Annotated in this window: 9 protein-coding genes; all 9 read left to right on the top strand. The window is 76.1% G+C overall.

From position 1 onward, the window contains the following. The first annotated feature begins 397 nt into the window (after window positions 1-397). The 9 genes from CNO22_RS13300 to CNO22_RS13260 are packed head-to-tail and all read left to right on the top strand — an operon-like array spanning window position 398 to window position 12,241. Window positions 398-1,246 (top strand): glycosyltransferase, encoded by an 849-nt coding sequence (locus CNO22_RS13300; RefSeq protein ID WP_100499828.1) that lies wholly within the window; start codon window positions 398-400, stop codon window positions 1,244-1,246. Next, window positions 1,243-2,697: a glycosyltransferase family 4 protein gene (locus tag CNO22_RS13295; protein ID WP_232807005.1), complete on the top strand. Its 1,455-nt coding sequence runs from the start codon at window positions 1,243-1,245 to the stop codon at window positions 2,695-2,697. Before CNO22_RS13300 ends, CNO22_RS13295 begins: the two co-directional genes overlap by 4 nt. Beyond that, window positions 2,694-4,337 carry an ArnT family glycosyltransferase gene (locus CNO22_RS13290; protein ID WP_100499826.1) on the top strand — a complete coding sequence of 548 codons (1,644 nt, stop codon included), beginning with the start codon at window positions 2,694-2,696 and terminating at the stop codon, window positions 4,335-4,337. The genes CNO22_RS13295 and CNO22_RS13290 overlap by 4 nt, the downstream gene beginning before the upstream one ends. Then, window positions 4,324-5,766: a beta-galactosidase gene (locus CNO22_RS28350; protein WP_198588306.1), complete on the top strand. Its 1,443-nt coding sequence runs from the start codon at window positions 4,324-4,326 to the stop codon at window positions 5,764-5,766. Before CNO22_RS13290 ends, CNO22_RS28350 begins: the two co-directional genes overlap by 14 nt. Then, window positions 5,763-6,905: a glycosyltransferase family 4 protein gene (locus CNO22_RS13280; RefSeq protein WP_198588305.1), complete on the top strand. Its 1,143-nt coding sequence runs from the start codon at window positions 5,763-5,765 to the stop codon at window positions 6,903-6,905. Before CNO22_RS28350 ends, CNO22_RS13280 begins: the two co-directional genes overlap by 4 nt. Continuing rightward, window positions 6,902-8,008 (top strand): GNAT family N-acetyltransferase, encoded by a 1,107-nt coding sequence (locus CNO22_RS13275; protein ID WP_100499824.1) that lies wholly within the window; start codon window positions 6,902-6,904, stop codon window positions 8,006-8,008. The genes CNO22_RS13280 and CNO22_RS13275 overlap by 4 nt, the downstream gene beginning before the upstream one ends. Continuing rightward, complete coding sequence (locus CNO22_RS13270) at window positions 8,005-9,444, top strand: oligosaccharide flippase family protein (RefSeq protein WP_157936939.1); 1,440 nt, start codon at window positions 8,005-8,007, stop codon at window positions 9,442-9,444. The genes CNO22_RS13275 and CNO22_RS13270 overlap by 4 nt, the downstream gene beginning before the upstream one ends. Further along, window positions 9,441-11,423, top strand: coding sequence for a PIG-L family deacetylase (locus CNO22_RS27705; RefSeq protein ID WP_157936938.1), 1,983 nt, complete (start codon window positions 9,441-9,443; stop codon window positions 11,421-11,423). Before CNO22_RS13270 ends, CNO22_RS27705 begins: the two co-directional genes overlap by 4 nt. Further along, on the top strand, window positions 11,423-12,241 hold the full coding sequence (locus CNO22_RS13260; protein WP_100499822.1) for a metallophosphoesterase family protein: 819 nt from the start codon (window positions 11,423-11,425) through the stop codon (window positions 12,239-12,241). The genes CNO22_RS27705 and CNO22_RS13260 overlap by 1 nt, the downstream gene beginning before the upstream one ends. Window positions 12,242-12,288 lie beyond the last annotated feature (47 nt).

Genomic DNA, 12,288 nt, shown 5'->3' with positions numbered 1-12,288 from the left:
CCCGGCAGCAGCCGCCGACGACGACGCACTGGTTCGGTACCAACTCGCTGGGTCAGGACAGCCTGGCGCAGACCCTGAGGGGCATGCAGAAATCGCTGCTTATTCGAGCAGAAGTCGCCATACTGTCTCTAGTGCTGTCTCGTAGGCTCGGAGATGTGTATAAATACCAGCTCGGTGCCCTCAACCTTCGGCGTGCTCGGGGCCGTCGTCGCCGCTCCCGGGCACGCCGGCGCGCGCCCCGACTGAGCGGCGGCCGTCCCCCCGGCGTGCCCCGATCCGGCCGCCGTCCCCTCCGTACGGCACGCGACACGGTCCCGGCCGCGACCGGCCGACCTCCCCAGGGACACGCGTCCCCCTGTTCTCCGCTCCGTGCAGGCACATCCGAAGGACCGCCGTCATGAGCACAGCCCTGCCTCCAGCCGTCGCTCCACCTCCCCGCAGCACCACTCCCGACCGCCCGCTGCTCGTCCACTCGCCCGGGGCCCGCGTCGTGCGGATCCCGGGACCACGCCCCCCGGCCGCGCCGTGTGCACGCCCTGCCGCCGACCTCGAGATCGCCATCCCGGCCTACAACGAGGCCGCGCGCCTGCCTCGCACGCTGCACCGCACCGTCGAGTACCTGCGCGAGCAGCCGTGGCGCTCCCGCGTGGTGGTCGTCGACAACGGCAGCTGCGACGGCACCGCCGAGGTCGTCCGCGACTTCGCGCGGGCCGACGACGGGCGCGTCCCGGTGGCCCTCATCGGGTGCGCCCGCCCCGGCAAGGGCGCAGCGGTCCGGCGGGCGCTGCTGAGCAGCCGGTCCCGCTTCGTCGGCTTCTGCGACGCCGACCTCGCCACGCCGGTGGAGACGCTGGCCACCGCGATGGAACACCTGCAGCGCGGCGCGGCCGCGGTCATCGCCTCACGGCACGTCTCCGGGGCGCGGTTCGTGCAGTCCCAGCCGGTCGGCCGCCGCCTGGGTGGTGCCGCGTTCCGCCTCCTCGCCCGCTCCGTGGTCCGGGACGTGCACGACACCCAGTGCGGCTTCAAGTTCTTCGAGCGGCAGGCGGTGACCCACGCCCTGGTCTCCTGCCGGACCACCGGGTTCGCCTTCGACGTCGAGCTGCTGCGGCAGCTGCAGGTCGCGGGCTGGGGGGTCGTCGAGGTGCCCGTGGCCTGGAGCCACGCCGACTCCTCGTCCTTCTCGCCGTGGCGGGACGGGCTGACCAGCTTCAGCGCCGTCCTGCAGTTGCGGTGGGCGTCGTGACCGCGACGGCCGCGCAGCTGGGCGGGGCGCGCATCGCGGTGCTGAACTGGCGCGACGTCCGGCACCCGCAGGCCGGCGGCGCCGAGCAGTACGCACACGAGATCGCGCGGCGGTGGGTCCGGCACGGCGTCGAGGTCACCTGGTTCACCGCCGATGCCGCCGACCAGCCCGGGTACGACGAGATCGACGGCATCCGGGTGTTCCGGGCCGGCGGCCCGCTGTCGGTCTACGCGCGGACGGCGGCCCGGTTGCTGCACACCCGCGGAGCCTTCGACGCGGTCGTGGACTGCCAGAACGGCATCCCCTTCTTCGCGCCGGCCTTCGCCGGTGCCGACGTGCCGGTCGTGCAGGTCGTGCACCACGTCCACCAGGACCAGTTCGCCACCCGCTTCCCGGCCCCGCTGGCCGCGCTCGGGCGGTTCCTGGAGGGCCCGGCCGCCCGGCGCGTGTACGGAGAGCGGCCCACGGTCGCCGTCTCGCCGTCGACGGTGACCGAGCTGCGCCGGCGGCTCGGCTTCCGCGGGCCGGTCATCGTGGTGCCCAATGGGTCGATCCCCGTTCCGCAGCCGCGGGGAGGACGTGCGACGGCGCCCACGGTGGTCGTGGTGAGCCGGCTGGTGCCGCACAAGCGGGTCGAGCTCCTCCTCGCCGCGCTGGCCACGACCGCCGCGCAGGCCGCGGGGTTGCGAGTGGAGATCGTGGGGGACGGCCCGGAGCGCGCCCGGCTCCAGGGCCTGGCGGCCGACCTGGGACTGCAGGCGACCGTCCGCTTCCACGGGCGGGTGTCCGACCAGGTGCGCGACGAGCTGCTGAGCCGGGCCTGGCTGACCACCTCGACCTCGGTGGCCGAGGGGTGGGGGTGCTCGGTGATCGAGGCGGCGGCCTGGGGGGTGCCCTGCCTGGCCCTGCAGGCCCCCGGGATCCGCGACTCGGTGCTCGACGGCGAGACCGGCTGGCTGGTGGAGGACCCCCGGGACCTGAGCCGGGCGCTGATCGCTGCCCTGACCGCGCTGGCCGACCCCGGGCGCGCGGAGGCGGTGGCGGCCGCCTGCCGGGCGTGGGCCGCCTGCTTCACCTGGGACCGGAGCGCCGACCTGCTGGCCGGCGTGGTCCTGGAGGAGATCCGCGCGGCGGCGGCCCGCCGTCAGGGTGGAGCCGCGCAGCGGCGGTCGGCCCGTTCGGACATGGCCGTGCTGGCCGCGTTCCGCGCACCGGCCGACACCGACGTCCGGGCCGCGCTGCGTGCCACCGACGAGGTCGCCGACGACGGGGACCGGACCTCGGTGGTGCTGCGCGGCTGCGACGAGTTCGACGCGGCGACGGTGCTCGCCCGCATCGGGGCCTCGCCCCTCCACGTGCGGCAGGCCGACCGCCGGCTGCTGCTCGCCGGCCCCACGGCCTCCCTGTCCGCCCTCGGTACCACGGTCCACGACGGAGGGACGATCGCATGACGGTCCTCGACCACCCCCGCGCCGCCGCCGGCGGCCCGCCCGACGCCCCCCGGCGGCTCCCGCTGGCGGGGTGGCGACAGGCCGTGTCCTCGGCGCCGGCGCTCGCCGCGGTCCTGGCCGCGGCGGCGCTGCTCGTCCGCTCGGTCGGCCTCACCCGCAGCTTCGAGCTGTGGATCGACGAGATGCACTACGCGGACCTGGGCGCGTCCCTGGGGCGCGGCGAGGTGCCGGCCCTGGCAGACGGGCCGTTCTTCCTCCACCCGCCGGGCTTCTTCGCCCTCGAGGCCGCCGTCATCCGCCTCCTCGGGCTGCCGACCGGCGACAGCATGGCGCTCGCCTACGACCTCCGGTGGCTGACGGCGGTCCTCGGCGCCCTCTCCGTGGCGCTGGCCTTCCTCCTGGTCCGGCGGCTGGCCGGCACCGTCCCGGCCGTCTGGGCGGGGCTGGTGCTGGTGTTCGAGCCGTTCGTGCTCCGCAACAACAGCCGGGTCTTCCTGGAGACGCCGGCCGCGGTCGCGGTGCTGGCCGGGCTCCTCCTGCTCGTCCGCCACTTGGACGACCGGGACGGCGGACGCCCGCGCGCCCGCCTGCTCGGTGCCGGGCTCCTGCTCGGGCTGGCCGTCCTCACCAAGGACGTGTTCGCCGTCTACGTGGTGGTACCGCTGCTGCTGGCGGTCGCGTGGCGCCGGACCCTGCGGGTGGGCGAGGCCGGCCGGGTGCTGCTGGGGCTCGTCGTCCCCTACGCCGGCTACCTCGCCGTGCTGGCGGTGACCGGCGACCTGGCGCTGTGGGCGACGGCGAAGCTCGGCGGCGTGCTGCGCCTGGTCGGCGCCGACCAGACCACCGGCTTCAACGCCCCGGGCGCACCGAGCCTGGCCGAGCGGCTCGTCGAGCTCGCGACGTCCTACGGCACCAGTTACCTGTTCCTGGTGTTGTGCCCGGTCGTCGGGGCGGTCCTCGCGTGCAGCCGGCGTCCCGGCCGCCGCCTGCTCGGTCTCACCGCGGTCGTCGTCGGGGGGCTCGGGGCCTTCCTCGCGGTGTTCGGCACCCTCGAGGAGCACTTCGGCTACCCGGTCGTGCTGGTCGGGGTCATGGCCTCGGCGGTCTGCGCAGCGATGCTGGTCGAGCATCGTCCCCGCCTGCGCAGCGCCACGGTGGCGGTGGCCGCGGTCCTGATCGCGCTCACGGCCGTCCTCGGTGTGCGGCTGGAGTCGGGCTCCGACGACGGCTTCCGCAGCTTCCGCGCCTGGGCCGCGGAGGAGCTGCCCGCGGACGCGCGGGTGGGCGTCACCAACGACACCTCGGTCCGGGCCTTCCGGGACGACGACCGGTTCGGCGCGTGGTCCACCGCGGAGGAGCTGGCGGCCAACGGTGCGCGGTACGTCCTGACCGTGAGCCTGCCGACCGAGCAGGGGTACGCCCGGGCACGGCCGGAGCTGCTGGCCTGGCTGGAGACGGAGGGGACCCCGCTGTTCCGGCACACCGGCCCCACCAACGGCGAGACGGTGCTCTGGTCGGTCGAGGAGGCCGATCTGCGAGCGGCCGCCGCACGCGGGGTCGGTGGCCCCCCACCGCCGCCGGTCGACGCCGGTACCGCGGGCGAGGCCGTCCCCGAGGCGGGTGACGGTGGCACGCCATGAGAAGCAGCGCAGGCGGTGGTGGCGCAGACCGCCCGCGGTCCTGGCCGGGCTCGCCGCGGTGCTGGCCGCGGCGCTGGTCGGGGTGCTGGTGGCCGGCGGCCCCTCCGGTGGCGGGGAGCGTCCGGTGACCACCCCGAACAGCGGCGACCTCGCCTTCGGGGTCCTCGGGTCCCGCTGCGACGCCGACCGCCTGGCCGCACTGCACGAGGCGGGGGTCCGCTACGCCGAGGTGGGCGTGGACTGGGCGGCGTTCGAGCCGGTGGACGGGCAGGTGGACGAGGGCTACGTCGCCTTCCTCCGGCGGCACCTCGAGCAGTGCGAACGCGCCGGCATCGGTGTCGTGCTGACGCCGGGCCTGCACTCCGCCCCCGACTGGGTCGCCGAGCTGCCCGGCGGCAGCTACCGGGACCAGGACGGCACCGCCGGACCGCGGGAGGTGCCGAACGTGGTCTTCAGCGCCGCGGTGCGGGACGCCGTCAGCGACTACCTCACCGAGCTGGACCGGGCCGTGGGACTCGACCGGGCCGCCGCGATCCGCGTGGGCACCGGGGTCAACGGCGAGCTGGGCTACCCGGGTACCGCGACGGCCGGCGCGAACCCGTTCTGGGCGTTCGACCAGGCCGCGCAACGGGGCGTGGGGCTGGCCGACGGCGCGACGGTGACGCCGATGCCGGACTGGACCCCCGGCTCGCCCACCCGGGACGGCGCGGCGGTCGGGACCGAGCAGGTCAGGGAGTGGTTCCGGTGGTACTCGCGGTCGGTCGCCGACGCCGTCGTCTGGGTGGTGCGCACGCTGCGCGACCGCGGCTACACCGGCGACGTCCACCTGCCGCTGGCCGGCCGCGGGGCGCTGCCCGCCGATCTGGAGGCCGCGCTGGCCGCCGGGCTCGACGGCACCGCCGACCGCGACGGCAGCCTGGAGGGCGGGCTCTTCTACCCCGACCAGCTGCCGTACATCGCCGAGAGCCTGGCGCGCACCGAGCGCCGTGGGTGGGGCGGTGTGTACGCCGACTCCAGCAGCGTGGACGACGCGACGGCGGTCACCGCCCGCGAACTGGACCCGCCCCAGGACAGCTGCCAACCGGGGGACGCCGACCGGGACCTGCTCACCGAGCCGGACGTCGAGCGGTGGTCGTCGGTGCGGTGGACGGTCGCCAACGCCCGCCGGGCCGGGCTGGGCGTGGTGGGCGAGAACCCGGGCTCGCCGGACACCCCGGGCACCGGCGGCAACGAGCTCACCGACAGCTCGGCCGAGCAGATGGTGCACGCTCCCCGGTACGCGCAGGAGTGCGGCATGTCCCTGTTCCTGTGGGCCTTCGAGGACGACCTGTTCGGCAACGGGGAGGTCACCGTGGCCCGGTACGCCGAGGTCATCCGGACCGCGGGAGCGCGCCGGCGCCGGACGCCGGGACGAGGGGGAGGCCGGTGAGCGCCATCCGACCGTTGCGGGTGCTGCACCTGGGCTTCGAGGACCCGCTGATGCCCGGCTCGGGCGGCGGCTCGGTGCGGACCCGGGAGATCGACCGCCGGCTGGTCGCCGACGGGATGGCCGTCACCGTGCTCACCACTCGCTACCCGGGCTGCGTGGACGGCGAGTACGAGGGGGTGCGCTACGAGCACGTCGGCATCGGCGGCGGCCGCAACCGGCTGACCCGCCTCCTCGGCTACGTGGCCGTGCTGCCGTTCGTCGTGCGGCGGCACCGGGAGGCCGACCTCGTGGTCGAGGACTTCCTGCCGCCGTTCTCCAGCATGGCCGCGCCACTGTGGACACGGCGGCCGGTCGTGGGCATGGTCCAGTGGCTGCACGCCCGGGAGAAGGCCCGCCAGTACAAGCTGCCCTTCCACCTGGTCGAGCGCGTGACGGTGCGCACCCACCGGCGGCTGGTCGCCGTGTCCGAGGGGACGGCGGACCGGCTGGCGGCGATGAACCCGCACGCCATGGTCGACGTCATCGGCAACGGGGTGGACCGCAGCCTGTTCGACGAGCCGGCACAGCCCGGCCGCGACGTCCTCTGCCTCGGCCGGCTGGAGCTCGGCGGCAAGGGCCTGGACCTGCTGCTGCAGGCGTGGGCCCGGGTGCACGAGCAGGTGGACGGCGACCTCGTCATCGCCGGCGGCGGACCCGACGAGGTCCGCGTGCGGGCGCTCGCCGACCGGCTCGGCGTCGGCGCCCGGGTGCGCTTCGCCGGCTGGGTCGGCGGCGCGGAGAAGGCCCGGCTGCTCGCCGCCAGCCGGGTGGTGGTCGTGCCGTCACGGGCGGAGACGTTCGGCATCGTCGCCGTCGAGGCGCTCGCCGCGGCCACGCCGGTGGTGGCCTTCGACATCCCGTGCCTGCGCGAGGTCGTGCCGCCCTCGTGCGGCCGCCTGGTCCCGGCCTTCGACGTGGCGGCGCTCGGGACCCAGCTGGCCGACCTGTCCCGCGACGTCGACCGGGTACGGGCCATGGGCGCAGCCGGGCGGGTGTTCGCCCGCGGCTACGACTGGGACCACCTCGCCCGGAGACAGGCCGCCGTCTACCGCTCCGTCGTCCCCCGCCCGCGCACCGGATCCCCGGAGGCCTCCGCATGACCGCCCACTGCCCCGTCCTGCCGGCCCGGATCGGCGCCGGGGACGTCTCCGTCACGTCCCCGGCACCCCGCGCGGCGTGGCGGGCGGTGCTCGCCGCCGACCCGGCCGCCCTGCCCACCCAGTCGCCCGAGTGGACCGACTGGCTGTGCCGCACGCGCGGGTACACCGACGCCAGCCGGTTGTACGAGTTCCCCGGCGGTCGCCGGCTCGTCCTGCCGCTGGTGGCCCGCACCGCGGCCGGGGTGCCGGTCACCGAGGAGTCCCTGCCCGCCGGGTACGGGTACGGCGGTGCGCTCGTCGACGGCGGCGTCCTCTCGCCGCAGGAGGCCGGGGCTGTCCTCGCCGACCTGGCCAGGCGCCCGGTGCTGCGTGCGTCGCTGACGGCCGACCCGCGGACGGCGGCGGCCTGGGTGGCCGCCGCGCCGCCGGGCACCACGCTGGTCCCCGCCCTGGCCCACGTCATCGACCTCGACGGGGGCTTCGACGCGGTGTGGTCGCGGTTCCGCGCGGGGGTCCGGCGCAGCGTGCGGCAGGCGGAGAAGCGCGGACTGGTCATCCGGACCGGCGAGGACCCCGCCGCGGCGGGCATCTTCGCCGAGCTCAACCGCCGGTCGGTCGACCGCTGGGCGCAGATGCGCGGTCAGCCGCTCTGGCTGGCCCGCCTGGTGGAACGGCGCCGCGACCGTGCCGGCCAGCTCGTCGGCGCGCTGGCCGAGCTGGGCCCGATGGCGCAGGTCTGGGCGGCGGAGCTGGACGGCGAGCCGGTCGCGGCCAACGCGGTGCTGCGCTGCGGCACGCAGACGCACGGCTGGATGAACGCCATGGACCGGGAGCTGGCCCGCCGGACCCGGGCCGGGACGCTGCTGCAGTCGCTGGCCATCGAGGACGCCTGCCGGCTCGGGGCCCGCTGGTTCCAGCTCGGGGAGTCCGACCCCGGGTCAGGGGTGGCGGAGTTCAAGGAGGGCTTCGGCGGCGTCCCGGTGGAGTTCTCGGGGCTGCGCATCGAGCGGCTCCCGGTCACCGCCGCCGAGCGGCGCCTGCGCGCGGGCCTGGCCCGGGTGGCCGCCCTGCGGCAGCAGCGGAACGCCGGGGTGGGCGCGTGAGCGCGGTCCCTCCTGCCGTCGTGCCCGGCGACCGGCCGGGCACGACAGCCGTGGACGGCGCACTGGTCTCCTCGCAGGGTCCCCTGGTGTCGGCGTCCATGGGGCTGGTCGCCGTCATCGGCTACGCCGGCGCGCTGGTGCTGGCGCACCTGCTCGACGCACCGGACTACAGCGTCTACGCCGCCGCGGCCACGCTGCTGGGCACGGTCGGGGTGTTCGCCGCGGCGCTGGTGCCGATGCCGCTCACGCACGTCATCCGCACCCACCCCGCGCGGTCGGAGGAGCGGCGCAGGGGGATCGCCTTCGCCTGGTCGGTGTCCGCGGCCGGCGGGGTGGTCGCCGCCGCGGTCACCGCGCTGGTGGCGACGGCGTTCGCTCCTGCCGGTGTCGTCGCCGTCGTCGCCGCGTCGGCGCTGGTGCTCTTCCTCGCCAGCCCGGTGTGGGGCTGGTTCCACGGCGAGCTGCGCTTCGTCCGCAACGCGGTGGTGCTGGAGGCCGAGATCGGCGCCCGCGTCCTGGTGGGCGTGGGGGTGGTCCTCCTCGGCTGGGGGGCGGGCGGCGCCCTCACCGGCTTCCTCGCCGGGTCGCTGATGGTCCTGCTCAGCGCGCCCAGGGCGCTGTGGCGGGACCTGTCGTGGCGTACGGACGTGCTGCGCGAGCGCGCCCGCTGGGCGGAGACCGGGGACATCGCCGCGACCCAGCTCGTCGTGTCCACGCTGGTCGGCGCCGACGTCGTGCTCGTCGCCGCGCTCGCCGACCCCGACGCGGTGAGCGCCGGCTACCAGGCGCTGGCCACCCTGGCCAAGGCTCCCGTCTACGTCGCGGCGGGTGCGGTCGCCGTCGCCTATCCGTTGCTGCGCAGCGCCCGGGCCCGCACGGACCACATCATCGGCACCACGCTGCGCTCGTTCGCCCTGCTGGCCGGCCCGGCGGCCGCCGTGGTGGCCACGGTGCCGCCCGGGCTGGTCCTGCTGGTCTTCCCGGAGCGCTACGCCGGCTCGTTGCGCCTCCTGCCGGCGCTGGCCGCGGCCGGCGTCGGGTACGCGGCGCTCACCCTGTTCACCTCCGTGTTGCTGGGCCTGCGCGCCTACCGCCGGTGCCAGGCGGGGCTGCTGGTCGCGGCCCTGTTCCTGGCCGCCGGGCTGGGAGGCGGCTGGCAGCTCGCCGGGGTCCCCGGCCTCGCGGCGGGGACGGCGCTGGGCGCGCTGCTCGGCGCCGGCGGGCTGTGGGTGGCGGCCACGCCGGTGCTGCCTCCAGGAACGCTGCGCCGCGCCCGGTCGGCCCTGCTCGCCGCCGCAGCGCTGACGACCCTCCTCGCGGGCGCCCGCTCCGTGCCGGCCCTGTGGGTGGGAGCGGTCCTCCTGCTCGGCGGCGTGGTGCTCTGGCAGCTGCGACGACCCGATGCCGTCCCGACCGACGAACTGGAGACCTCATGACCGATCCGCTGTCCGTGCGCCTCGAGGACGTGGTGGCCGGTGGCCGTGGGGTCCTGGTCCTGTCGGCCCACCTCGACGACGCCGTCCTCTCCTGTGGCGCCCTGCTGAGCGCTCTGGCCCGGCGAACGCGCGTGACCGTGGTCACCCTGTTCACCGAGGCCGGCCCGCCCCCGCACACGCGCGCAGCCCGCGCCTTCCTCAGGCAGTGCACCATCGGCGACGCTGCCGAGCTGTACGCGGCCCGGCAGCAGGAGGACGCCGACGTCCTGGCCGGGCTGGGTGTCGAGCACGTCCACCTCGGCGCTCCCGACGCGCTGTTCCGGCGGCGGGAGGTGCCGCCGGCCGTGGTCCGGGCCGGCCGCGTCGTCCCGGAGCTCGTGCACCGGTACCCGACGTTCCGGCTGGACATCGCCCTGGGACGGGTCTCCGCGGGCGACCAGGCGCTGGTCGACCGGCTGGATGCGCGGCTGCGGTGCCTGGCCGACCGCATCGACGCCGGGCTCGTCCTCGGCCCGGTGGGCGTCGGCCGGCACGTCGACCACCTGCTCACCCGGACCCTGGCGGAGCGGCAGCCGCAGCCGACGGTGCTGTACGCCGACTTCCCCTACGTGCTGCGCGAGGCCCCGGACGCCGCCGCGCGCGCGACTCCCGGGCTGACCCCGGTGGCCTGGGACCACGACCTCGAGCAGAAGCGGGTGCTCATCAAGGGCTACGAGACCCAGGTCGAGGCGCTCTTCCCCGGCCGGGAGATCCCCCTGGTCCCCGAGACCTACTTCCTGCCACCGGAGCAGCCGGCCCCGGCCGTCCCCCGACCCGGACGCGGGGACCCGCCGGCCGGGCACGCCCTGGTGATGGGCTACCTGGACGTGGCGATCCCGCTGCACGCGGTGCGGGCGCCGGTGACGGTGGTGGGCCGGCCGACGCGACCGGACCGGTGGTCCCGGTACGTCTCCGGATGGGTCGACGACCCCCGCCCCGACGAGGACGCACTGGTCGCCGCCCTGCTGGCCCGTGCCCGCAGCAGCGAGGAGCCGACCGTGCTCTTCTACCAGTCCGACGACGACCTGCTGCTCATCTCCCGGCGGCGCGACGAGCTCTCCCCCGCGCTGCGCTTCGTGGTGCCCGAGGCCGACCTCGTGGAGCGCCTGGTCGACAAGGCGGCGTTCCAGGAGCTCGCGCTGCGCACCGGGTTGCCGGTCCCGCACGGCCACGTCCTGGATCTTGACCGGCCGGTGCTCGACGACCGCCTCACGTTCCCGCTGCTGGTCAAGCCGCTCCGCCGCGAGCTCATCTGGGACGCCGCCAGCGCGGCCAAGGCCGTCCTCGTCCACGACCGCGGTCAGCTCGACGCCCTCGTCGACGCGCTGGCCGCCCGGCACGCGCAGGTGATCGTCCAGCAGCCGGTCCTGGGGCCGGAGACCCGCATCGAGAGCCACCACGTCTACGTCGACGCGTCGGGTGAGGTGGCCGCGGAGTTCACCGGCCGCAAGGTGCGCACGTACCCGACGGCGATGGGCCACTCGACCGCCGTCGTCACCTCCGATGCACCCGACGTGGCGAGGGTGGGCCGGGAGGTCATCGAGGCGCTGGACCTGCGGGGGGTCGCCAAGCTGGACTTCAAACGGGACGACGACGGCCGGCTGTGGCTGCTGGAGGTCAACGCCCGGTACAACCTCTGGCACAACGTCGGCGCTGTCGCGGGCGTCAACATCCCCGCCGTCGTGTGGGCCGATCTGCTCGGCCTGCCCCGTCCCCCGCGGACGCCGGCGCGTCCCGGGGTCGCGTGGTCCCGCGTGGAGCGCGACTGGCGCGCCGCCCGCCAGGAGGGCATCGCGCCGTGGCGGTGGCTGCGCTGGACCGCGGCCGCGGAGACCTGGACGCCGCTGGACCTGTCCGACCCGCTGCCTCTGCTGGCAGGAGCGCTGGGTCCGGTCTACCGACGGGCCCGGCGGCGCCTGTCGACGACAGCGGCCCGCTGATGCGCATCGGGGTGCTGTCCGACGTCCACGCCAACGAGCCCGCACTGCGGGCCGTGCTGGCCGAGCTCGGGCGCCGCGGCACCGACCGGCTCCTGGTCGCCGGCGATCTCGTCGGGTACGGGCCCCACCCCAACGAGTGCGTGACGATGCTCGCCGAGGCCGGTGCCCGGTGCGTGCTCGGCAACCACGACCTGTTCGTCCTGGACCGGTTGCCGCCGACCAGGTTCCCCTCCTACGCCCGGCAGAGCGCCGAGCTGCACCGCTCGCTGCTCTCCGCCGACGTGCGCAGTTTCCTGGAGTCGCTGCCCACGGTGCTGCAGGACGGCCGGGTGCTCGTAGCGCACGGGTCGCTCGACGACCCGGAGGAGTACGTGTTCCGGGAACCGCGCGCCGTCGAGCTGCTCTCCCGGCTCCCGCAGGAAGCGCCGGGCGCGGACACGCTCGTCCTCGGTCACACCCACCGCGCGTGGCTCGTGGACGCACAGCAGGGCACGCTGCCTGCGCGGGGGACGGTCCCGATGCCGACCACACCCTGGTTGCTCAACCCGGGGAGCGTGGGCCAGTCCCGGCAGCTCGAACGCCGCCCCAGGGCCCGGTGCGCGATCATCGACGACACGGCCGGGACCGTCGAGTTCCTCCGGGTCGACTTCGACGCCGCAGCCGGCCTGGCGGCGCTGCGGCAGCAGGGGCTGCCCGACCGTTGCCTCCACGCGCGGCCACCGGTGTGGTTCCCGGCGGCCCTGGGGGTCCGGCGGGCGCTCGACCGCGCCTCCACCCGGCTGCGGTCCCGATCTGGCCGCACCGTCGGGACGGGATGACCGCCGGTCGGGCGCGCCGGGTCCTCGGGCTCTGCAGGGCCCCCGTC

Source organism: Geodermatophilus chilensis (assembly GCF_002802985.1).
GTDB classification, from domain to species: domain Bacteria; phylum Actinomycetota; class Actinomycetes; order Mycobacteriales; family Geodermatophilaceae; genus Geodermatophilus; species Geodermatophilus chilensis.
The sequence above is the reverse complement of the archived record's forward strand: the minus strand, read 5'-3'. Positions and strand labels throughout refer to the sequence as shown.